We start from the raw sequence: 21,606 nt of genomic DNA on the forward strand, positions 1-21,606 counted from the left end.
GTTGGGGAGGCGGGCGCATTTTCCGCATGGCCATTTGGGCGGCGACTCTCCATCCAGGCGGGTGGAATCCGCGCCGCCCCATGGCCATCTGCGACTCCGTATCAGCTGCTTGATCCTGCCCCGTCCCCTGCGAAGAGCCGCCCGTGCACGCCACCGATGTTCTGACCGAAGAGGGGGCGCCGGCGCGCCTCGCGCGCGGCATGGCCGCCCTGGCCGGCTGGCGCCGTCTGGCCGCCGCCTTCCTGCTGGGCGGGCTTTCCGCCTTCGCCCTGCCGCCGGCCAACGCCGTGCCGGTTCTGCTGCTGGCCTTTCCGGGGCTGCTCTGGCTCCTGGACGGGGCGCGGACGGGGCGCCAGGCCTTCGCCGTCGGCTGGGTCTTCGGCTTTGGGCACCATCTGCTGGGGCTCTACTGGATCAGCTTCGCGCTCTTCACGGACATTGAACGTTTCTGGTGGGCGCTGCCGCTCTCGGCGGCGGGGCTGCCGGTGGTGCTGTCGGTCTATGCCGGGCTTACGGCGCTGGTGCTGTGGCGGCTGCGCGCGTCCGGCCTCGCGCGTCCGCTGCTGTTCGCCGTGGCCTGGGCGGCCTTCGAGTGGCTGCGCGGCTATCTCTTCACCGGCTTCCCCTGGAACCTCATGGGCTACGGCTGGGTCGGGGTGCTGCCGGTGCTCCAGTCCGTCTCGATCTTCGGGATCTATGGGCTGAGCCTGCTGACCGTGCTCGTCGCGGCTCTGCCCGCGGCCTTCGCCGACACCGACGCGCGCCGGGCCGGTGCGGCGCTGGCGGCGGGGCTGCTGCTCTTCGCCGGTTTCTGGGGGTGGGGCGAGGCGCGGCTCGCCGGCCCGGGCCTCGGCACCGTGCCGGAGGTGCGGCTGCGGCTGGTCCAGCCGGCCATCGAACAGTCCCTGAAATGGGACCCGGCGGAGCGCGACCGCAACATCCAGGCCCAGCTCGCCCTGTCGGCGGCGCCCTCGGCCGAGCCGGTGACCCACGTCATCTGGGCGGAAACCGCCGTGCCCCTGTTCCTGGAGCAGGACGCCCAGGTGCGCCAGGCGCTCGGCGCGGTGACGCCGCCGGGCGGGCTGGTCGTGACCGGCGCGCCGCGCGCCGGGCTCGGCCCGGACGGCGACCGGCGCTACTACAACAGCCTTCTGGCGGTGGACGGGTCCGGAGCGGTGACGGCGCGTTTCGACAAGTTCCACCTCGTGCCCTTCGGGGAATACATGCCCTTGCGGCGCTGGGTTCCGGTCGGGGCCATCGCCGGCAACGGTGCCGAATTCTCGGCCGGCGGCGGCCCGGTGACGCTGCCGCTCAAGGGCCTGCCGCCGGTCAGCCCTCTGATCTGCTACGAGGTCATCTTCCCCGGCGCGGTGACCGACGCGGCGGACCGGCCGAACTGGCTGCTGAACCTGACGAACGACGCCTGGTACGGCCGCTCCGCCGGCCCGCACCAGCATTTCGCCATCGCCCGCGTGCGCGCGGTGGAAGAGGGATTGCCGCTGGTGCGCGTCGCCAACAGCGGGATCTCCGGCGTGGTCGACGCGCATGGCCGCATCACCGCCCTGCTCGGACTCGGCGAGCGGGGATTCGTGGATGCCCCCTTGCCGAAGCCCATCTCCGACCCCACCCTCTATGGCTGGGCTGGTGACTGGTTGTTCGGGTTAATGCTAATTAGTGTTTTAGGACTGGGACTCGTTGCTCGACAACGGGGCTGACTCAACCCAAACTTTTTCACAACCCTCAGCCACACGTGGAGCGATGCAGCCCTTGACTGCATACACGGATATGCCGTAAAAAGGTTGCATAACTCTAAAGGAAAAAAACCATGCCAGCAACGACAGCAGCAGCAGCGCCGCGGGGCCGTCGCGCTTCCGCCGGCCGCCCCAAGACCGGCAAGCCGAACCCGATCGACGTCCATGTCGGCTCGCGCGTCCGGCTGCGCCGCACCCTCCTGGGCATGAGCCAGGAAAAGCTCGGCGAGGCCATCGGCCTGACTTTCCAGCAGGTGCAGAAGTACGAGCGCGGCGCAAACCGCATCGGCGCCTCTCGCCTGTTCGACCTCAGCCGCGTGCTCGACGTGCCGGTGTCCTTCTTCTTCGACGACATGCCGGCCGACGCCGCCAACGCGCCGGTGGACGACGACGACGCGCCCGCGACCGAGGAGAAGGCGGGCGGCTACGAGCCCGACCCCATGGCCAAGCGCGAGACGCTGGAGCTGGTGCGCGCCTACTACCGCATCAACGACCCGTCCGTTCGCAAGCGCCTGTTCGAGCTGACCAAGGCCGTCGCCAACGCCGGCGTGCTCGAAGCCGCCGAGTAAGGGACGCCGACCAAGGGCCGCCGAATACTGGTGGCGGGCGGCCGGAAACGGCCGTCCCACGCTCTTGTGGGGGCGGGAATGCGACCGAAGGGCCGCGCTCCCGTCCCTTGCCTTATCCGGGGCATTTCGTCGAGCGAGGTGGTTGAACGCTTGACCCACAATCACGTGATTGTCTAATACCACCCCCGGTCGGCTATCCGTCACAGGGGCACCGATCACGCCTTCATGACGCAGAACACACCTCTCAGAAAGCCGAGGTAGCCGTGGCTAAGCTCAATTACGTTTTCACCAGCGAATCCGTGTCCGAAGGTCATCCGGACAAGGTCTGCGACCGCATTTCCGATGCCATCGTCGACCTGTACCTGTCCCAGGATCCCTACGCCCGCGTCGCGGTCGAGACGATGGCCACGACCAACCAGGTGGTTCTGGCCGGCGAGGTGCGCGGCCCGGCCTCCATCACCGCCGACCGGCTGGTCGAGGTGGCGCGCGAGGCGGTGAGGGGCATCGGCTACGAGCAGGACGGCTTCCACTGGAAGAACATGGACGTGAAGTGCTTCGTCCACTCCCAGTCGGCCGACATCGCCGTCGGCGTGGACGCCGCCGGCAACAAGGACGAGGGCGCCGGCGACCAGGGCATCATGTTCGGCTACGCCTGCCGCGAGACGCCGGCCCTGATGCCGGCCCCGATCCACTACAGCCACGCCATCCTGAAGTCGCTGGCCGACGCGCGCCACTCCGGTGCGGCTCCCTGGCTCGGCCCCGACGCCAAGAGCCAGGTGACCCTCCAGTACGAGAACGGCAAGCCGGTCCGCGCCACCGCCGTGGTGGTCTCCACCCAGCACGCCGAGGGCGTGTCGCAGGAGGAGGTGCGCGAGCTGGTGCGCCCGCACATCCTGAAGATCCTGCCGGAAGGCTGGATGTGCGGCGAGGACAGCTTCTACGTCAACCCGACCGGCCGCTTCGTGATCGGCGGCCCGGACGGCGACGCCGGCCTGACCGGGCGCAAGATCATCGTGGACACCTACGGCGGGGCGGCCCCGCACGGCGGCGGCGCCTTCTCGGGCAAGGACCCGACCAAGGTGGACCGCTCGGCCGCCTACGCCGCGCGCTACCTCGCCAAGAACGTGGTGGCGGCCGGGCTGGCCGACCGCTGCACGATCCAGGTCTCCTACGCCATCGGCGTGTCCAAGCCGCTGTCGGTCTATGTGGACACCTACGGCACCGGCACGGTCGACGAGGACCGTCTGTCGGTCGTCCTCCAGCAGCTGGTCGACCTCAGCCCGCGCGGCATCCGCACGCATCTCGGGCTGAATCGGCCGATCTACGCCCGCACCGCCGCCTACGGCCATTTCGGCCGCGAGCCGGACGCCGACGGCGGCTTCTCCTGGGAGCGCACCGATCTGGTGGACCAGCTGCGCGCCGCCTTCTGAGCCGGCTTCCGCACCGATGACCGCCGCGCAGGGGCCTCATGGCCCCTGCGTTCGTTTTCGGGGTCCCGCTTGCGGGAAACCCCAGCACCCTGCTCCCGTGTTGCCCGTCATGACCGACCCCCAGACCGATCCCGCCGACCCGAACGCCGATCCTGCCGACGCCCCTTCCGCCGACCAGTTCCCGGATCCCGCCAAGCGTCTGTTCGGCCGCCGCAAGGGCCGCCCCCTGCGCAAGCGCAAGAGCGGGCTGCTCGACACGTTGCTGCCGACGCTCCAGATCGCGCCGCCCGAGGAGGGGAGCCGGATCGAGCCGGCCGGCCTGTTCGCCCGCCCGGTGGAGGATGTCTGGCTGGAGGTCGGGTTCGGCAGCGGCCATCACCTGGCCTGGCAGGCTCAGCACAATCCGACGGTCGGGCTGATCGGCGCCGAGCCCTTCCTCAACGGGGTGGCCGCGCTGATGGCGCTGATCGAGGATGCGGGCGTGGCGGACACCGTCCGCGTCCTGCCCGACGACGCGCGCCCGCTGCTGGACGCCCTTCCCGACGCCTCCATCGGCCGGGCTTTCGTGCTCTTCGCCGACCCCTGGCCGAAGAAGCGCCACTGGGAGCGCCGCTTCATCGGCCCCGCCAACCTCGCGCGCCTGTCGCGCGTTCTGAAGGACGGGGCGGAGCTGCGGCTCGCCAGCGACGACATGGGGCTGGTGCGCTGGATGCTGGAGCACACGGTCAAGCATCCCGATTTCGAATGGACCGCGCGCGGCCCGGCGGACTGGCGCGAGCGCCCCGCCGACTGGCCGCCGACCCGCTACGAGGAGAAGGCCATCGCCGCCGGGCGCAAGCCGGTCTTCCTGCGCTTCCTGCGCAAGGCGCGGGCGGGGCAGGCCGCGGCCGGCTGAAGGCGCCGGGGCAGGGACCAGCGCGCGCGTGCAGGTCTGCCCGGCGCGGTGGGAAAAGGCTTGCGACCCGTCCCGGAATGGCTATATTCACGCTCAGTGAACCCATACGGATCGGCGGCTCGGGAAACCGGGCCGGCGGGACGCTTTGCGGGTGGGCCTTGGCCCACTATTTTTTTTATCAGCGTGTGGAATCCCCGAAGGCGTGGCTCCGGAATGGAACGCCGCGCCGAGGGTCAGGTCAGGTGGAATGGACGCAACAGGTCGTATCGAGCAGATCATCACGCCGTCGGTCGAGGCCATGGGCTACGAGGTCGTGCGTGTGCAGCTGTCCGGTGGCCAGCGGGCGAGCCTCCAGGTCATGGCGGAACGCACCGACGGAGCGCCGATGACGGTGGAGGATTGCGCCGATCTCAGCCGCACCATCTCCGCCCTCCTCGACGTCGAGGATCCGATCAAGGAAGCCTACACGCTGGAGGTCAGCTCGCCCGGCATCGACCGGCCCCTGACCCGCCTCAAGGATTACGAGCGCTTCGCCGGTTTCGAGGCGAAGCTGGAAACCCGCATCGCCGTCGACAACCGCAAGCGCTTCAAGGGGCTGCTGAAGGGCGTCGAGGACGGGCAGGTGGTGCTCGACACCGAGCAGGGACCCGCCCGGCTGCCGTTCGACGACATTCACCGGGCCAAGCTGGTCCTGACCGACGAGCTGATCCGCGCCAGCATGGCGCCGGCCGGCCCGGCCGGGGACGACGGCGCGGACGAGGCGGACCCGGAGCAGCCCGGCACGGCACCCGGCCCGCACTGAGCGGCGGACCGCGAGACGGGCGCGGCGCCATCGGCGCCCCCAAAAAAAGACAACTGCCAGACAACGCCAGTTCAGGAAGTGTGACGGATGGAACTCCTGCAAGTCGCTGACGCGGTCGCCCGCGAAAAGAACATCGACCGGGACGAGGTCCTGGAGGCGATGGAGCAGGCCATTCAGAAGGCCGGCCGCTCCAAGTACGGCCACGAGCACGACATCCGCGCGCGCATCGACCGCAAGACCGGCGACATCCACCTCTCCCGCTTCCTGGAAGTGGTCGAGGCGGTGGAGAACGAGGCGACCCAGGTCACGCTGGACTACGCGAAGCGCCGCAAGACGGACGCGAAGGTGGGCGATTTCCTGATCGACCCGCTGCCGCCGATCGACTTCGGCCGCATCGCCGCCCAGACCGCCAAGCAGGTCATCGTCCAGAAGGTCCGCGACGCCGAGCGCAAGCGCCAGTTCAACGAGTACAAGGACCGCATCGGCGAGATCGTCAACGGCCTCGTCAAGCGCGTCGAGTACGGCAACGTCACGGTCGATCTCGGCCGCGCCGAGGCGACGCTGCGCCGCGACGAGCTTCTGCCGCGCGAGCATTTCAAGAACGGCGACCGCGTGCGCGCCTACATCTACGACGTGCGCGAGGAAGCGCGCGGCCCGCAGATCTTCCTGTCGCGCACCCATCCGCTCTTCATGGCGAAGCTCTTCGCCCAGGAAGTGCCGGAGATCTACGACGGCATCATCGAGATCAAGGCCGTGGCCCGCGACCCGGGCAGCCGCGCCAAGATCGCCGTGATCAGCAACGACAGCTCCATCGACCCGGTCGGCGCCTGCGTCGGCATGCGCGGCAGCCGCGTCCAGGCGGTCGTCGGCGAGCTGCAGGGCGAGAAGATCGACATCATTCCCTGGTCGCAGGACACCGCGACCTTCGTCGTCAACGCGCTGGCCCCGGCCGAGGTGGCCAAGGTCGTGCTGGACGAGGAGAACAACCGCATCGAGGTCGTGGTCCCCGATGACCAGCTCTCGCTGGCCATCGGCCGGCGCGGCCAGAACGTGCGGCTCGCCACCCAGCTCACCGGCTGGGACATCGACATCATGACCGAGGCCGAGGAATCGGACCGCCGGTCGGACGAGATCCGCACCCGCTCGCAACTCTTCATCGACGCGCTGGACGTCGACGACGTCATCGCCCATCTCCTGGTGGCCGAGGGCTTCACGACGGTCGAGGAGATCGCCTTCGTGGAGACCGAGGAGCTGGCGGAGATCGAGGGCTTCGACGAGGACGTCGCGGACGAGCTGAAGCAGCGCGCCCTGAACTACCTCGAGGAGCTGGACGGCCGCATGAACGAGCGGCGCCAGGCGCTCGGCGTCGACGACGCGGTGGCGGAACTCGGAAACTTCACCCCGACCCAGCTCGTCAAGCTGGGCGAGAACGGCGTGAAGACGCTGGACGACCTGGGCGACCTCGCCGGCGACGAGCTGCGCGAGATCCTCGGCGGCGACGCGCTGACCGAGGAGGAGGCCAATGAGCTGATCATGGCCGCTCGCGCCCACTGGTTCGACGGCGAGGGCAACGGGGAAGGCGCCGTTCCCGCGGCGGGTCAGCCGGAGGCCGGCGGCCAGCCGGCCCAGGGTTGAGCCGGTGTAGGCGGCCAGAGACGGGTTTGAGCGGAGGTTGCTACGGAACGCATGACGGGGTTGAACGACGCGATCGGGGATGAGGCCGGGCAGGTCCCCGGCGGGGTGGGGGTGCCGGCGGACGACGAAAAGGGTCCGCTGCGCCGCTGCATCGCCACGGGGGCCGTGCAGCCGAAGGACGGCATGATCCGTTTCGGGATCGCGCCGGACGGCGAGGTCGTGCCCGATCTGGAGGAGCGGCTCCCCGGCCGTGGCTTGTGGATCTCCGCCGACCGGCAGGCGCTCGCCAAGGCCGTGTCGAAGAATCTCTTCTCGAAGGCCGCCCGCCGCGCGGTGCGCGTCCCGCCGGACTTCGCCGGGCGCATCGCCGGGCTGCTGGAGCGCCGCTGCCTCGACGCGCTGGGCCTCGCCCGGCGCGCCGGCCAGGCGCTCGCCGGTTACGACAAGGTGCGTGAAGCACTCAAACACAATCAGGTCGCCCGGGCGGGCGCGCCGGCGTTGCTGCTGGAGGCCCGCGACGGCTCTCCCGACCAGCGCGGCAAGATCCGGGCGCTTGCGCCCCGCCTGCCCGTGGTCGACCTCTTCGACTCGGCCGCGATTGCGGCCGCGATGGGCCGAGAGCACGCGGTCCACGTTGTGATCGCCCGCGGGCGGCTGGCCGATGGGCTGGCCCGCGACGTGGCGCGTCTCAAAGGGCTGCAGGAATTCGCCGCCGGCGCGCCGCCGGCCGGCCAGGAAATAACGTCTGACGATTTGGGTACCGATGACCGATAGCAACGACCAGGACCAGAAGAAAGTCTTGCACCTCTCCGGCCCCGGCAAGGGTAAGTTGGAGTTGAAGAAGCCGGTCGAGACCCAGGTTCGGCAGAGCTTCTCCCATGGGCGCTCCAAGCCCGTGACCGTCGAGGTGAAACGCAAGCGCACCATCGAGAAGGGCGCCCTTCCGGGCGTCGCCGACGGTGGCGCCGCAGCGCGCCAGGCGGCCCAGGGGCTGCCCGTCCGCGGCGGTCCGGGCCAGCGTGCCCGCGGCAACGCCGGCTCCGGCGTGCGCCAGCTGACGACGGAGGAGCGCGACGCGCGCATCCGTGCCCTTCAGCAGGCCGCGACCGACGCCGAGCAGCGCCGCGCGCTGGAAGCCGAACGCGAGGCCGAGCGCCAGGCGTCGGCCGCCGCCGCCGCCGAAGCAGCGGCCGCCGAACCCGCGGTCGAGGAGGTTCCGGAAGTCCTCGACGCCGAGACGCTCCGCCAGCGCGAGCTGGCCGAGCTGCGCGGCATCCAGGAAGCCGAGCGCGCCCAGGCCGAGGAGGCCGAGCGCCGCCGCAAGGAAGAGGAAGCCAAGCGCAAGGAGGCCGAGGAGGCCCGCCGCCGCACCGACGAGCCGGCGCGCCGCGACGGCGCCCGTGGTCCGGCCGGCGCTGGTGCCGGCGCCCGCGGCCCGGCGGGTGCCCGCCCGGCCGCCGCCACCCCGGCGACGGAAGCGCCGTCGGCCCGCCCGGCCGTGGGCGGTGCCGCCCGTCCCGCCGTCGAGGACGAGGACGACGGCCGCGGTCGCGGCAAGCCCGGCAAGGTGGCCGCCAAGGCTCCGGCCGCCCGCAAGAGCCCGGGCGGTGCGCCCGGCGGCGACCGCCGCAAGGGCGGCAAGATGACCGTCTCCCAGGCGCTCAGCGACGAGGGCGGCGAGCGCACCCGCTCGCTGGCCGCCGTCCGCCGTGCCCGTGAGCGCGAGCGCCTGCGTCAGATGAGCATGCAGGAGACGCAGAAGGTGACCCGCGACGTCATTCTGCCCGAGGTCATCACCGTCCAGGAGCTGGCGAACCGCATGGCGGAACGCGGCGCCGACGTGATCAAGAGCCTGATGCGCATGGGCGTGATGGCGACGATCAACCAGACCATCGACGCCGACACGGCGGAGCTGCTCATCAGCGAGTTCGGCCACCGCGTGCGCCGAGTCTCGGAGGCCGACGTCGAGATCGGCATGCGGGGCGAGGAGGACACCGACGAGAACCGCGTGCCGCGCGCCCCGATCGTCACGATCATGGGCCACGTCGACCACGGCAAGACCTCGCTGCTGGACGCCCTGCGCCAGACCGACGTGGTCAGCCGCGAGGCCGGCGGCATCACCCAGCACATCGGTGCCTATCAGGTGACGCTGGAGTCCGGTGCGAAGATCACCTTCATCGACACGCCGGGCCACGCCGCCTTCACCGAGATGCGCGCCCGCGGCGCCAACGTGACCGACGTGGTCGTGCTGGTCGTGGCCGCCAACGACGGCGTCATGCCGCAGACGATCGAGGCGATCCATCACGCCAAGGCCGCGAAGGTTCCGATCATCGTCGCCATCAACAAGATGGACCTGCCCGACGCCAAGCCGGACCGCGTCCGCCAGGAGCTGCTCCAGCACGAGCTGGTGGTGGAAAGCCTGGGCGGCGACGTGCTCGACGTCGAGATCTCGGCCAAGTCCAAGCTGAACCTGGACCGGCTGGAGGAGGCGATCATCCTCCAGGCCGAGATCCTGGAGCTGCGCGCCAACGCCAACCGCGCCGCCGAGGGCGTCGTGGTCGAGGCCAAGCTGGAGCGCGGCCGCGGTTCGGTCGCCACCGTGCTGGTCCAGCGCGGCACGCTGAAGGTCGGCGACGTGTTCGTCACCGGGTCCGAATGGGGCCGCGTCCGCGCGCTGATCAACGACCGCGGCCAGAACGTCACCGAGGCCGGCCCCGCCGTCCCGGTGGAGGTGCTGGGCCTGAACGGCACGCCGCTCGCCGGCGACGACTTCACCGTGGTCGAGACCGAGGCCCGTGCCCGCGAGATCGCCGAGTTCCGCGCCCGCAAGAAGCGCGACGTGGCGAACGCGGCGACCGCCCGCGGCACGACGCTGGAGGACATGTTCAGCCGCATCCAGGCGGGCGAGATCAAGGAACTGCCGGTCGTCATCAAGGGCGACGTGCAGGGCTCGATCGAGGCCATCTCGGGTGCGCTGGAGAAGCTCACCAGCGGCAACACCGAGGTCAAGGTCCGCATCCTGCACGCCTCGGTCGGCGCCATCAACGAGTCGGACATCACGCTGGCCAACGCGTCCAGCGCCTGGGTGATCGGCTTCAACGTCCGCGCCAACCCGCAGGCCCGCGATCTCGCCAAGCGCGACGGCGTGGACATCCGCTACTATTCGATCATCTACAACGTGATCGACGACGTGCGGGCGGCCCTGACCGGACTGCTGGCCCCGACGCTGCGCGAGCGCTTCATCGGCTACGCCACGATCCGCGAGGTGTTCAACATCACCAAGGTCGGCAAGGTCGCCGGCTGCATGGTCACGCAGGGCACCGTCAAGCGTGGCGCCGGCGTGCGCCTGCTGCGCGACAACGTCGTCATCCACGAGGGCACGCTCAAGACGCTCAAGCGCTTCAAGGACGAAGTCCGCGAGGTCCGCGAGGGTTACGAGTGCGGCATGGCCTTCGAGAACTACGACAACATCCAGCCGAACGACGTCATCGAGGCCTTCGAGATCGAGGAGGTGGCGCGCGAGCTGTAAGCCCGCCGCCCGATCCACTCGGCAGGCCGCACGTCAGCGACCGCGGGGGGCGCCGGAGACCTTCTCCGGCGCCCCTTGCCCTTGACACGAGAGGGAGCAATTCCCTCTCGTGCCGTTTTCGGCCCATTTCGGGATCGACAGATGCGTAAGAAAAGCAACCACGAAGCCGGCCGGGCCCCGTCCCAGCGGCAACTGCGCGTCGGCGAGGAGCTGCGCCACACCCTGGCCGCCCTCTTCCAGCGCGGCGACTTCCACGACCCGGATCTCCTGAACCTCAACGTCACCGTGACCGAGGTGCGGATCAGCCCGGACCTGCGCAACGCGACCGTCTTCGTCACCCCGCTCGGCGGCGGCAACATGGGCGAGGCTCTGACCGCGCTGCGCCGCGCGGCGCCCTTCCTGCGCGGCCAGATCGCCCGTGCCATGAGGAACCTGCGCAGCGTCCCGACGCTGAGCTTCGAGGGCGACACGTCCTTCGACTATGCCAGCCACATCGACAACATCCTGCACAGCCCGGAGGTCGCCCGCGACCTGAGCCACGAGGGACGCTACCGCCTCCCCGAGGAGGATGAGGACGAGGAGGACGGCTGGGACGAGGACGAGGCCTCCACCGTCCGCGTCAACGGCGCCGATGACGACCACGAGGACGATGAGGACGACGACCTCGGCGAGGACGGCGACCTCGGCGAGGACGGCGACCTCGACGGGGAGGAGGCGGACGAGGACGGCACCGGCCGGGATGGCCGCCGTGGCGCGTAAGCGGAAGGGCCAGCCGGTCCATGGCTGGCTGGTGCTCGACAAGCCGGAGGGCGTCACCTCCACACAGGCGCTCGCCAAGGTGCGCTGGCTGCTGAACGCGGAGAAGGGCGGCCATGGCGGCACGCTCGACCCGCTGGCGAGCGGCGTCCTGCCCATAGCGCTGGGCGAGGCGACCAAGACCGTCTCCTACGCCATGGACGGCCGCAAGACCTACCTGTTCACCGTGCGCTGGGGCGAGCGGACCACCACGGACGACCGCGAGGGGCCGGTGGTGGAGCGTTCCGGCGTGCGTCCGGACGCCGCCGCCATCCGCGCCGCCCTGCCGGACTTCCTGGGCGAGATCGACCAGGTCCCGCCGCAGTTCAGCGCCATCAAGGTGGACGGCGAGCGCGCCTACGACATGGCGCGCGGCGGGGAGACGGTGGAGTTGGCGGCGCGGCGCGTGCGCATCGACCGCTTCGAGCTGGCGGGGGAGCCGGACGCCGACAGCGCGACCTTCGAGGTCGATTGCGGCAAGGGCACCTACATCCGCTCGCTCGCCCGCGATCTCGCCCGGAAACTCGGCACGGTCGGCCACGTAACCCTTCTTCGCAGGCTCCGCGTCGGCGGATTCACGCTGGAACGGTCGATTTCCCTGGACGATCTGGCCGCGATGGAGCAGGGTGCCGCCGTCGAAAGACTTCTGCTTCCGATCGAGACCGCGCTGGACGACATCCCGGCGCTGGCCCTTACGGAAGCCGAAGCGCACCGACTGAAACACGGCCAGACGGTGGCACTCCTCACCCGCCAAGACCAGGAACGCCTCGCGGCGCTCCAGGCTTCCGCGGGCGCGGATGGCGCCGTCATTGCGCTTTTCGCCGGCAAGCCGGTGGCGCTGGCCCGCGTGGAGGGGGCGGAGGTCCGTCCGGTGCGCGTACTCAACCTTTGAAACTTAGGAGACCCCGATGTCGATCACGGCTGAGCGCAAGCAAGAGCTGATCAAGGAATACGCCCGCGCCGAGGCGGACACCGGTTCGCCCGAGGTCCAGGTTGCCATCCTGTCGGAGCGCATCCGCAACCTCACCGAGCACCTGCAGGGCCACAAGAAGGACTTCCACTCCCGCCGTGGTCTCCTCGTGATGGTCGGTCAGCGCCGCAGCCTGCTGGACTATCTGAAGAAGAAGGACCAGGGCCGCTACGCCACGCTCATCGAGCGCCTGGGCCTGCGCCGCTGATCCCTCGAAGCCTCAAGGCCTCCGAGCTTCAGTGACAGGAAGAACGCCCCGATCAGCCGCCTTTCCCCCGCGCTTCACCGCGCCACAGGGAAGAGCGCGCCGATCGGGGCGTTTTTCTGTTCTCGTCGTTACGCTCCCGCCAAGCCGCCGGCCCGGATGACCGGGACCGGCGGCTTGGCTTTTTGTTATGCGGGATCCGGGGGAGGGTCCCCCTAATCCCGGCCCGTGGCGCCAATCCGGGCGGCCCGGGTGCCGGATGGAAGGAAGTGAAAGATGTTCAAGGTTTACCGTAAAGAGATCGATTGGGGCGGGCGCAAGCTGACGCTGGAGACCGGCAAGATCGCGCGTCAGGCCGACGGCGCGGTGCTGGCCACCTATGGTGAGACCACCGTGCTCTGCACGGTCGTCGGGGCGAAGGCGCCGAAGCCCGGCGTGGACTTCTTCCCGCTGACCGTCAACTACCAGGAAAAGGCCTTCGCGGCCGGCAAGATCCCCGGCGGCTTCTTCAAGCGCGAGGGGCGCCCGTCGGAGAAGGAGACGCTGGTCAGCCGCCTGATCGACCGTCCGATCCGCCCGCTCTTCGCCGACGGCTTCCGCAACGAGACGCAGGTCGTCTGCACGGTGCTGAGCCATGACCTGGAGAATGACCCGGACATCGTCGCGATGGTCGGCAGCTCGGCGGCGCTGACCCTGTCGGGCATCCCCTTCCTCGGCCCCATCGGCGCCGCCCGCGTCGGCTACATTGACGGCCAGTATGTGCTGAACCCGACGATGGACCGCATCGGCGACTCCGCGCTGGAACTCGTCGTCGCCGGCACCACCGAAGGCGTGCTGATGGTCGAGTCGGAAGCCAAGGAGCTGACCGAGGAGGTCATGCTCGGCGCCGTCATGTTCGGCCACAAGGGCTTCCAGCCGGTCATCGAGGCGATCATCGACCTCGCCGAGGAATGCGCCAAGGACCCCTGGGACCTGCCGGAGCCGGCCTACGACCGCGCCGCCGTCAAGGCCCGCCTGCGCGCCACCGTCGGCTCCGACGTCGAGGCCGCCTACACCGAGACGCTGAAGCAGGTCCGCCAGGAGAAGCTCGCCGCCGCCAAGGCGAAGGCGCTGGAAGCCCTGTCGGAGGAGATCGAGCCGGGCGCCATCTCGACCGAGTTCAAGGAGCTGGAGAGCGACATCCTGCGCGGCGCGGTCCTGAAGACCGGCCGCCGCATCGACGGCCGCGACACCAAGACCGTGCGCCCGATCGTGTCGGAGGTCGGCATCCTGCCGCGCGCCCACGGCTCGGCCCTGTTCACCCGCGGCGAGACCCAGGCGCTGGTCGTGACCACGCTCGGCACCAGCCAGGACGAGCAGATCATCGACGCGCTCGAGGGCGAGTACCGCGAGCGCTTCATGCTGCACTACAACTTCCCGCCCTACTCGGTGGGCGAGGCCGGCCGCATGGGCTCGCCGGGCCGCCGCGAGATCGGCCACGGGAAGCTGGCCTGGCGCGCCATCCACCCGCTGCTGCCGAGCAAGGAGCAGTTCCCCTACACCGTGCGCGTCGTGTCGGAAGTCACGGAGTCGAACGGCTCGTCCTCGATGGCGACGGTCTGCGGCACGTCCTTGTCGCTGATGGACGCCGGCGCCCCGCTGGAGCGCCCGGTGGCCGGCATCGCCATGGGGCTGATCAAGGAGGCCGACGGCTTCGCGGTCCTGTCCGACATCCTCGGCGACGAGGACCATCTCGGCGACATGGACTTCAAGGTAGCCGGCACCGAGAAGGGCGTCACCGCGCTCCAGATGGACATCAAGATCACCTCGATCACCGAGGAGATCATGAAGATCGCGCTGGGCCAGGCCAAGGACGGCCGCCTGCACATCCTGGGCGAGATGTCCAAGGCCCTGACCGGCGCGCGCGAGGGCGTCAACGCCAACGCGCCGCGCATCACCGTGATCAACATCCCCAAGGAGAAGATCCGCGACGTGATCGGCTCCGGCGGCAAGGTGATCCGCGAGATCGTGGAGCAGACCGGCGCCAAGATCGACATCGAGGACGACGGCACCGTCAAGGTGGCGGCCGTGGACCAGGTGGCGGCCCAGAAGGCCATCGACTGGATCAAGGGCATCGTCGCCGAGCCGGAGATGAACGTCGTCTACACCGGCAAGGTCGTGAAGGTCGTCGATTTCGGCGCCTTCGTGAACTTCCTGGGTTCGCGCGACGGTCTCGTCCACATCTCCGAACTGGCCCAGCAGCGCGTCGCCAAGACCTCGGACGTGGTCAACCAGGGCGACGAGGTGAAGGTCAAGGTCATCGGCTTCGACGACCGCGGCAAGGTCAAGCTGTCCATGAAGCAGGTCGACCAGGCCACCGGCGAGGACCTGACCAAGAAGGACGCCCCGGCCGCCGACTGAGGCTGCCACGGGGCAGGATGGTTGCAGGGGATCGTGGGGGCGAACAGCCCCCGCGGGTTCCTGATACGGAAAAGGCGCCGCGAGGCGCCTTTTTTGCTGGGCGGAGCTTGTCGAGCGGGGAGGCGGGATTACCCGCCCCGGAGCGCCGTCCGGTAAACCACGGCCAGCGGCACCTCCACCCCGAAGCGGCCGATGCGCAGGCTCGCGCCGGTGCCGAGGTGGCGTTCGGGGGCGTTCCAGGGCTGGCCGGGGCGGCGGGTCCAGTGCTCGGCGTAGGCGCGGTCCTGGTCGAGGACCAGGATGTCGGTGATGCTCTCCACCGACTGGTAGGCCCGCAACTTCTGGAGCATCTCGGACGCGCTGTTGGAGGGAGACAGGATCTCCGCCACCAGAACGGGTTCGCCCGGATCGCCGCCGCAGCGGACCATCAGGTCGGGGCCGAGGCTGAAGTCGCTCTCCAGCCGGACGTCCAGTCCCGTGCCGGACTCCACCGCGCAGTCGGCACCGGCCTCCTCGATGGCGGCGGCCAGCGCGACGGTGAGGCCGGCGGTCACGCGGCCATGCCGTGAACTCGGAAAGGCCTGCGCGACGACGACCAAGCCGCCGATCAGCTCGGCGGTGCGGCCGCCGAACTCCATGGCTCGGAAGTTTTCGAGCGTGACCGGTTCGATTTTGCGCGCGGCGTCTGCCATGGGGCACTCCTGCTCAGGAAAAGGTGCCGCGCGCGCGTGCCTCGTTCAAGCCCCGAATGGAGGCCCTTATAGCCGGTCCGCGCTGAAGGTGTCGCAGGCGCGCAGGTCGCCGCTTTGCAGGCCGGTGCGGAACCAGCGGACGCGCTGTTCGGAGCTGCCGTGGGTGAAGCTGTCCGGGGAGACGGTGCCGCGCGACTGGCGTTGCAGCCGGTCGTCGCCGATGGCGCTGGCGGCGGTCAGGGCTTCCTCCACGTCGCCGGGCTCCAGGATCTGCCGCTCGCGGTTGGCGTGGTTGGCCCAGAGCCCGGCGAAGCAGTCCGCCTGAAGCTCCAGCCGCACGGACAGCTCGTTGGATTCCGCGCCGGACCCCGCGCGCCGCTGGGCGGTCTGCACCTGCTGGGAGATGCCCATGAGGTTCTGCACATGGTGCCCGACCTCATGCGCGATGACGTAGGCCTGGGCGAAATCGCCCGGCGCGCGGAAGCGGTCGCGCAGGTCGCGGTAGAAGGCGAGGTCGATGTAGACCTTCTGGTCGGCCGGGCAATAGAAGGGTCCCATGGCCGACTGGCCGGTGCCGCAGGCCGATTCCACCGCCCCGGAGAAGAGCACGAGCTTCGGCTCCCGGTACTGCTCCCCGGCCCGCTGGAAGATGGCGTGCCAGCTGTCCTCCGTGTCGGCCAGCACGACGGAGACGAAGCGGCTCAGCTCGTCGTCGGCGGAGCTGCGGGGCAGGTCGCCCTGCTCGTAGCCGGACTGCTGCTGCATCGGCGCGCCGCCGCCGTTCAGCAGAACGGTCGGGTCCACCCCCAGGAACATGGAGATGGCGAAGAGCACAAGCACGCCGCCGATGCCGAGCCCGCCCCGGCCGATCCGGAAGCCGCCGCCGGGCAGCCCGCCACCGGGAAGGCCGCCCCGGCCGAACCCGCCGAATCCGCCCGACCCGCGCCGGTCCTCGACATTCTCGCTCTCGCGTCCGCCCCGCCACCGCATGCCCGTTCCTCCCCGTCCTGTGCAGCGCATGAACCGCGCGGCGCAGGCGGAGGTTCCCCGGAAGCGTTCCGGCCCTTGACCGCCAATGCCCGCGTCACAGCTTACTGGCCATGACCCAGGCAAGCTCCTACCGGGCCGAATCCGGCTCCTTTCCCTTCCGCGTGCGCTGGTGGCACGCGCTCCTGTTCTGGCTGGCCTTGAACGCCTATGGCTTCTTCGAGCGGGGAGGGGAGCCCTATCCCGGCTACCGGCCCTCGCCGCTCCAGCCGCCGGGCTGGGTGTTCCCGGCCGTGTGGCTGTCGATGAGCCTCGTCCATCTCTGGGGCGGGGTGCGGCTGTTGAACCGGGGCGGGGCGATCGCGCAACGGCGGGCGCTGATCGGCGCGCAGGCCGCGACCTGGGCGCTCTACGCGACCTTCAACGCCGCCTATTTCACGCTGGGCAGCCCAATCCTGGCGGCGGCCTGGACGGTGGCCTTCTTCATCCTGACGGCCTGGAGCATCGCCCTGGTCCGGCGCGACGACCGGGCCATCGCGCTGAGCTGGGTGCCGCTGCTGCTCTGGACCGGCTTCGCCTCGGTCGTCGGTGTTCACGGCGCGCTGCTGAATCACGACCCGCTGTTCGGGACGCCCGCCGTGCTTCCCTGACGGTCAGGGACCGTATCTGTGCCTGGCCCCGGTGAAGTCTTCCACGACGTGCCCGCCTTCTCCGTCCGGCTCGATCCAGGATGTCGCGGCGGGGGCCTTGCCGTGGCCGCCAGGGATGTCCAGCACGTAGGTCGGCTGGCAGAGGCCCGACAGGTGGCCGCGCAAGCTCTTCACCAGCGCCTGCCCCTCGGCCAGGGTCGGGCGGAAATGGCTGGTGCCGGCGGCGAGGTCGGGGTGGTGCAGGTAGTAGGGTTTCACCCGGTTGCGCACCAGCCCGCGGAACAGCGCCTCCAGCGCCGGGGCTTCGTCGTTGACGCCCTTCAGCAGCACCGTCTGGCTCAGCAGCGGGATGCCGGCATCGGCGAGCCGGGCGAGCGCGCCGCGCGCCTCCGGCGTCAGCTCGTCGGCGTGGTTGACGTGGACGGCCACCCAGCTCGCGACGTCCTCCGCCTTGAGGGCCGCGACCAGCTCATCGGTCACGCGGGCCGGGTCGGCGACGGGGACGCGGGTGTGGAAGCGCACGACGCCGACATGCGGCATGTCCGACAGGCTGCGCACGATGTGGGTCAGGCGGCGCGGGCTCAGCAGGAAGGGATCGCCGCCGGTGACCACCACCTCCCACACCTCGGCATGGGCGCGCACATAGGCGAGCGCCTCGTCCAGCTCCGCGTTGGACAGGGCGTCGCCGCCCGGCCCGACCATCTCGCGCCGGAAGCAGAAGCGGCAATAGACGGCGCAGGCGTGCAGGGGCTTCAGCAGCACCCGGTCGGGATAGCGGTGGACGATCCCCTTCACCGGGCTGCGCGCCACGTCGCCGATGGGGTCGGCGCGTTCCTCCGGGGCGGTGTACCCCTCCTCCGGGCTCGGCACATACTGCGCGTACAGGGGGTCGGACGGACCGGCCCCGGCGAGCTTGTCCAGAAGGTACGGGGTCAGCGCCACGGCGTAGCGGTCGGCCACGCGTGCCACCGCCTCGCCCCCTTCCGGGGTCAGGAGGCCGGCGTCCACCAGGTCGGACACGCTGTGCGCAGCCTTCATCGCATTCTTCCCATCCGCCGCGCTCTCGGCGATAAGTCGGGCATCCACGACCCCGGGGTTCATCGAACCGCAACGTCCCCAGGGTAAAACGAGCCCCGCTCTTACTCCCGGGATGCCCATGCTGTCGACTCTTCCCCGCCTCATCGGCCACCGCGGCGCCAAGGAAAGCGCGCCGGAGAACACGCTCGCCTCGATCCGCGAGGCGGCCCGCCAGGGCGCCCGCTGGGTGGAGCTGGACGTGATGCTGACGCGCGACCGCGTGCCGGTGCTGATCCACGACGACACGCTCGACCGCACCACGAGCGGGCGCGGGCCGGTGGCCGATCTGGATTTTTCGGACCTTCGCGCGCTCGACGCCGGCTCCTGGTTCGGCCCAGGCTTCGCGGGCGAGCGCGTGCCGGCGCTGGAGGAGGCGCTGGCGCTGATCCTCGACCTCGGGCTCGGTCTCAACCTGGAGATCAAGCCCTATCCCGGCCAGGAGGTTCCGACGGCGGAGGTCGCCATCGCCACGCTGAAGCGGCTGTGGCCGGAAGCGCGGCCCCTGCTGCTGTCGAGCTTCGAGGTGCCCTGCCTGGAGGTGGCGCAGGCGCTGGCGCCGGAGATCCCGCGCGGCTACCTGCTGTGGGACCCGCCGGCCGACTGGGCGGAGATCGCCGACCGCGTGGCTGCGGCGACGCTGAACGTGGACCAGGAGCGCCAGACGGCCGAGACGGTCGCCGCCTACCGCGGCACCGGGCGTCCGGTGCTGTCCTACACCGTCAATTCGGTCGAGCGCGCGCGGGAGCTGCTGGGCTGGGGCGTGTCGGCGCTGTTCACCGACGCGCCGGGGCGGCTGGCCGACGGGCTCGGCCCACGGTTGTAGGAACAGGGGGTGGAAACGGGCGTCCGCCGCTTTTCCGTGCTGTGACAGAAAATTCCCACGAGGTTCGAATCCACTCGTCGGCACGGGGATTTCAACATATATATGCGCCTCACGGCGCCGCGACGCTGGGGACCGGCTGGTTCCCGGCGTGGCTTTCTGCCGTTTTTTTGGGGCCGACCTACCCTATGGCGGCCGTCGGGTTTTGGAGGTTTCGTTGAAGGCGCTGAAGCCGCTGGTCATGTCAGGCCGGGAAGTTCTGCCGCTCGTCGAGGGTGGCAAGGGAATTGCCGTCTCCAACGGCGAAAGCTCCGGCGCCTGGGCGGCGGCCGGAGGGATCGGCACCTTTTCCGGCGTGAACGCCGACAGCTACGACGAGAACGGCAATCTTCTGCCGCAGATCTATTACGGCAAGACGCGGCGCGAGCGGCACGAGGAGCTGATCCGCTTCGGCATCGAGGGCGGCATCGCCCAGGCGCGCATCGCGCACGAGCGGTCGAACGGCCAGGGCCGCATCCACATGAACGTGCTGTGGGAGATGGGCGGGGCCGAGCACATCCTGCACGGCGTGCTTGAGGGCTCTCAGGGCCTGATCCACGGCGTCACCTGCGGCGCCGGCATGCCCTACCGCGTGGCCGAGATCGCCGTGCGCTACGGCGTGCACTACTATCCCATCGTGTCGTCGGCCCGCGCCTTCCGCGCCCTGTGGCTGCGCGCCTACAACAAGTTCAGCGACCATCTCGGCGGCGTGGTCTACGAGGACCCCTGGCTGGCCGGCGGTCACAACGGCCTGTCCAACTCCGAGGATCCGGAGCGGCCGGAGGATCCCTTCCCCCGCGTCCTGGCGCTCCGCCAGATGATGAACAGCTTCGGGCTGAACGACACGCCGATCGTCATGGCCGGCGGCGTCTGGAACCTGTCGGAGTGGGAGGACTGGATCGACAACCCGGACCTCGGCCCCGTCGCCTTCCAGTTCGGCACCCGCCCGCTGCTGACGCAGGAAAGCCCGATCTCCATGGCCTGGAAGCGGCGTCTGCTGACGCTGAAGGAGGGCGATGTCTTCCTCAACCGCTTCTCGCCGACGGGCTTCTATTCGTCGGGCGTGAAGAACGCCTTCATGATGGACCTGATGGCGCGGTCGGAGCGGCAGATCGCCTTCCTGCCCAAGCCCGTGGGCGAGCATTCGGCCGAGTTCCCGGTCGGCCCGCGCGGCCGCCCGATCTACATCACGGAGACGGACAAGGCCCGCGCCGAGTCCTGGGTGGCGCAGGGCCACACGGTCGCGCTGAAGACGCCGGACAGCACGGTCGTCTTCGTCACGCCGGAAAAGTCCGAGCAGATCCACCGCGACCAGGTGGAGTGCATGGGCTGCCTGTCGCATTGCGGCTTCTCCAACTGGGCGCAGAACGAGGAGGGGACGACCGGCAAGAAGGCCGACCCGCGCTCCTACTGCATCCAGAAGACGCTGCAGGCCGTCAGCCACACCGACGACTGCGAGAATCAGCTGATGTTCGCGGGCCACAACGCCTACCGCTTCGCCAGCGATCCCTTCTACCGCGACGGGTTCATCCCGACGGTGAAGGAGCTGATCGAGCGGATCGCCATCGGCGGTTGAGGCCCCTTCGGGGTAAGGAGCGAAGGGAAGGCGCGGCAATAAGGGAGAATCGGGACGCCCTTAACCCAATCTGTTGCGCCCCACCTTGAAACTGTTCTAAAGTGAACGAGCCGTGACAGAGGTCGCGGCTCGTTTTTCTTTTTCGTTGTCAGGGCGCAGCCGATGCAGACGACCGGCACAGACAATCTCCAGCGCGCGCTCGACCGGCTGCAAGCCGCCGGGTTGCGCCCCACCCGCCAGCGTCTGGACCTGGCCCGCCTCCTGTTCGAGGGCTGCGACCGCCACGTCACCGCCGAGCAGCTGCATGGCGAGGCGCTGGCCGCGAACCTCCAGGTGTCGCTGGCGACCGTCTACAACACGCTGAACCAGTTCACCACCGCGGGCCTGCTGCACGAGGTGGTGGTGGAGTCGGGCAAGTCCTACTTCGACACCAACATCACCGACCACCACCATTTCTTCATGGAGGACACCGGCCGGCTGGAGGACATCCCCGCCGACTCCATCGTGGTGGAGAATCTGCCCCAGGCGCCGAAGGGCACGCGCATCGCGCGGGTCGACGTGATCATCCGCCTGGCGCCCGACGACGGCTCCGCGCACTGATCCCGGCCATCTTGGCGCCAGCCTTATCGGCGGCGGCGACGTGAAGAAGCCCTCTCCCGGCCTCCGGGGGAGGGCTTTCGTGTGTTTCGCGCATGGGATGGCGGATCTGCGCGCGGCGGTGCCGGGGATGCGCGTGCGGTCGCGCCTGTTTGCGGCTATAGTCCGGCCTTCCGCGCGGCCCGGG

19 protein-coding genes are annotated in these 21,606 nt (G+C 69.9%); 16 read left to right on the forward strand and 3 right to left on the reverse strand.

The annotated features are described in order from the left end of the window. Positions 1-143 precede the first annotated feature (143 nt). From lnt to pnp, 12 genes are all read left to right on the forward strand, one after another. A complete protein-coding gene (gene lnt, locus JUB11_RS02235; protein ID WP_348771338.1) occupies positions 144-1,715 on the forward strand; it encodes an apolipoprotein N-acyltransferase in 1,572 nt (523 codons plus the stop codon). 110 nt (positions 1,716-1,825) lie between these two features. Next, a complete protein-coding gene (locus JUB11_RS02240; RefSeq protein ID WP_207455811.1) occupies positions 1,826-2,320 on the forward strand; it encodes a helix-turn-helix domain-containing protein in 495 nt (164 codons plus the stop codon). A 263-nt stretch (positions 2,321-2,583) separates the two neighbouring features. Then, complete coding sequence (metK, locus tag JUB11_RS02245) at positions 2,584-3,750, forward strand: methionine adenosyltransferase (RefSeq protein WP_207455812.1); 1,167 nt, start codon at positions 2,584-2,586, stop codon at positions 3,748-3,750. Between the two features lie 109 nt (positions 3,751-3,859). Beyond that, a complete protein-coding gene (locus JUB11_RS02250) occupies positions 3,860-4,645 on the forward strand; it encodes a tRNA (guanine(46)-N(7))-methyltransferase TrmB (RefSeq protein WP_207455813.1) in 786 nt (261 codons plus the stop codon). A gap of 247 nt (positions 4,646-4,892) precedes the next feature. Continuing rightward, a complete protein-coding gene (gene rimP, locus JUB11_RS02255) occupies positions 4,893-5,447 on the forward strand; it encodes a ribosome maturation factor RimP (protein ID WP_207455816.1) in 555 nt (184 codons plus the stop codon). An 87-nt stretch (positions 5,448-5,534) separates the two neighbouring features. Then, on the forward strand, positions 5,535-7,082 hold the full coding sequence (nusA, locus tag JUB11_RS02260) for a transcription termination factor NusA (protein ID WP_207455818.1): 1,548 nt from the start codon (positions 5,535-5,537) through the stop codon (positions 7,080-7,082). Positions 7,083-7,142: 60 nt separating this feature from the next. Beyond that, positions 7,143-7,856 carry an RNA-binding protein gene (locus JUB11_RS02265; protein ID WP_247886784.1) on the forward strand — a complete coding sequence of 238 codons (714 nt, stop codon included), beginning with the start codon at positions 7,143-7,145 and terminating at the stop codon, positions 7,854-7,856. After that, positions 7,846-10,611 carry a translation initiation factor IF-2 gene (gene infB, locus JUB11_RS02270; protein ID WP_207455823.1) on the forward strand — a complete coding sequence of 922 codons (2,766 nt, stop codon included), beginning with the start codon at positions 7,846-7,848 and terminating at the stop codon, positions 10,609-10,611. Before JUB11_RS02265 ends, infB begins: the two co-directional genes overlap by 11 nt. Positions 10,612-10,752: 141 nt before the next feature. Further along, positions 10,753-11,370 (forward strand): 30S ribosome-binding factor RbfA, encoded by a 618-nt coding sequence (gene rbfA, locus JUB11_RS02275; RefSeq protein ID WP_207455824.1) that lies wholly within the window; start codon positions 10,753-10,755, stop codon positions 11,368-11,370. Next, complete coding sequence (gene truB, locus JUB11_RS02280; protein WP_207455825.1) at positions 11,360-12,298, forward strand: tRNA pseudouridine(55) synthase TruB; 939 nt, start codon at positions 11,360-11,362, stop codon at positions 12,296-12,298. Before rbfA ends, truB begins: the two co-directional genes overlap by 11 nt. A 16-nt stretch (positions 12,299-12,314) precedes the next feature. Continuing rightward, a complete protein-coding gene (rpsO, locus tag JUB11_RS02285; RefSeq protein WP_207455826.1) occupies positions 12,315-12,584 on the forward strand; it encodes a 30S ribosomal protein S15 in 270 nt (89 codons plus the stop codon). 273 nt (positions 12,585-12,857) lie between these two features. Further along, positions 12,858-14,981 carry a polyribonucleotide nucleotidyltransferase gene (gene pnp, locus JUB11_RS02290; RefSeq protein ID WP_207455827.1) on the forward strand — a complete coding sequence of 708 codons (2,124 nt, stop codon included), beginning with the start codon at positions 12,858-12,860 and terminating at the stop codon, positions 14,979-14,981. A gap of 128 nt (positions 14,982-15,109) precedes the next feature. Here the strand turns inward: pnp and JUB11_RS02295 are convergent, their stop codons facing one another. Together JUB11_RS02295 and JUB11_RS02300 are read right to left on the reverse strand one after the other, a co-directional pair. Then, positions 15,110-15,673 carry a Uma2 family endonuclease gene (locus JUB11_RS02295; protein ID WP_207455829.1) on the reverse strand — a complete coding sequence of 188 codons (564 nt, stop codon included), beginning with the start codon at positions 15,671-15,673 and terminating at the stop codon, positions 15,110-15,112. A 66-nt stretch (positions 15,674-15,739) separates the two neighbouring features. Next, positions 15,740-16,663: a neutral zinc metallopeptidase gene (locus JUB11_RS02300; RefSeq protein WP_207455831.1), complete on the reverse strand. Its 924-nt coding sequence runs from the start codon at positions 16,661-16,663 to the stop codon at positions 15,740-15,742. 110 nt (positions 16,664-16,773) lie between these two features. Between JUB11_RS02300 and JUB11_RS02305 the strand changes: the two genes are divergently transcribed. Then, positions 16,774-17,310, forward strand: a complete 537-nt coding sequence (locus JUB11_RS02305) for a TspO/MBR family protein (protein WP_207455832.1) — start codon at positions 16,774-16,776, stop codon at positions 17,308-17,310. A gap of 3 nt (positions 17,311-17,313) precedes the next feature. Here JUB11_RS02305 and JUB11_RS02310 read toward each other — a convergent pair whose 3' ends face one another. Next, positions 17,314-18,348, reverse strand: a complete 1,035-nt coding sequence (locus JUB11_RS02310) for a lysine-2,3-aminomutase-like protein (RefSeq protein WP_207455833.1) — start codon at positions 18,346-18,348, stop codon at positions 17,314-17,316. Between the two features lie 118 nt (positions 18,349-18,466). Here JUB11_RS02310 and JUB11_RS02315 point away from each other — a divergent pair, with 118 nt between their 5' ends. The 3 genes from JUB11_RS02315 (at position 18,467) to irrA (ending at position 21,422) form a co-directional block, all read left to right on the forward strand. Next, complete coding sequence (locus JUB11_RS02315; RefSeq protein WP_207455835.1) at positions 18,467-19,210, forward strand: glycerophosphoryl diester phosphodiesterase; 744 nt, start codon at positions 18,467-18,469, stop codon at positions 19,208-19,210. A 214-nt stretch (positions 19,211-19,424) separates the two neighbouring features. After that, positions 19,425-20,822 (forward strand): nitronate monooxygenase, encoded by a 1,398-nt coding sequence (locus tag JUB11_RS02320; RefSeq protein ID WP_207455838.1) that lies wholly within the window; start codon positions 19,425-19,427, stop codon positions 20,820-20,822. Between the two features lie 162 nt (positions 20,823-20,984). Continuing rightward, complete coding sequence (gene irrA, locus JUB11_RS02325) at positions 20,985-21,422, forward strand: iron response transcriptional regulator IrrA (protein ID WP_207455840.1); 438 nt, start codon at positions 20,985-20,987, stop codon at positions 21,420-21,422. The last annotated feature ends 184 nt before the right edge of the window (positions 21,423-21,606 follow it).

It is taken from the genome of Azospirillum sp. SYSU D00513 (assembly GCF_017356015.1).
Lineage (GTDB): Bacteria > Pseudomonadota > Alphaproteobacteria > Azospirillales > Azospirillaceae > Azospirillum.